Here is a 382-nt window from a genome sequence, read left to right as displayed (position 1 = left end):
CTGTTCAGCCGTGCTGTCATATTTTCCACGCGCATAGTCATCCTCTGTGGCTCGCCGTGTATAGCCTTCTTTACGAGAGAGGCGGCCGCTGGCCAGCGCGCTATAGGGGGTCATTGCGATATTATACTCAGTGCACAGGCCGAAGAGCTCCCGTTCATCTTCGCGCATAATTAGATTGTAGTGGCTCTGTACGGAAACAAAGGGCGTCAGCCCTTCGCGTTCAGCAAGGGCGTTCGCCTTCGCCAGCTGCCAGGCATAGCAGTTTGAAATACCAACAGATCGTACTTTGCCAGCAGTAACAGCGGTATGTAACGCTTCAAGCACGTCGATAATGGGCGTGTTGTAATCCCAGATGTGGTAGATGTAGAGGTCGATATAGTCC

The 382-nt window shown here is 52.6% G+C and carries 1 protein-coding gene; it reads right to left on the bottom strand.

The genetic code is table 11. The features are described 5' to 3' along the window. On the bottom strand, positions 1–382 hold a 382-nt coding region (locus tag C5L12_RS27960; protein ID WP_205839406.1), incomplete at both ends, for an aldo/keto reductase.

The sequence above is a fragment of the Neorhizobium huautlense genome, assembly GCF_002968575.1.
GTDB classification, from domain to species: Bacteria; Pseudomonadota; Alphaproteobacteria; order Rhizobiales; family Rhizobiaceae; genus Neorhizobium; species Neorhizobium huautlense.
This window is presented reverse-complemented; position numbering and strand designations above follow the sequence as displayed.